We start from the raw sequence: 237 nt of genomic DNA, 5'->3' as shown, positions 1-237 counted from the left end.
GAGAAGTGGATTTACCATTTTTACGGTAACCCAAATGCTCATCCAGCTCGGCATTGAGGGCCGCTTCAACCGTTACTTTAGTAAGCATCTGGCTGAATTCATTCAGGTCTTTCTCAGTTTTGAGAGTTTTAGCAGCTTCGCGAGCGAAGGCTTCAAGTTCTTTCTTGTTCATAATCTGCCTGCCTATACCAACACGGTATTAATAACAGACAGTTACACAGTTTTTATTACAGTCTC

General features: G+C 42.2%; 1 pseudogene. It reads right to left on the bottom strand.

The features are described from left to right. Positions 1 to 172: pseudogene (locus tag N477_RS22400) on the bottom strand (IS256 family transposase); the annotation flags it as partial. Between the last annotated feature and the right edge of the window lie 65 nt (positions 173 to 237).

Source organism: Pseudoalteromonas luteoviolacea H33-S (assembly GCF_001625695.1).
In the GTDB taxonomy this organism is placed as follows: domain Bacteria; phylum Pseudomonadota; class Gammaproteobacteria; order Enterobacterales; family Alteromonadaceae; genus Pseudoalteromonas; species Pseudoalteromonas luteoviolacea_B.
Note: the sequence above shows the minus strand (reverse complement) of the source record. Positions and strands in the feature narration are given on the sequence as shown.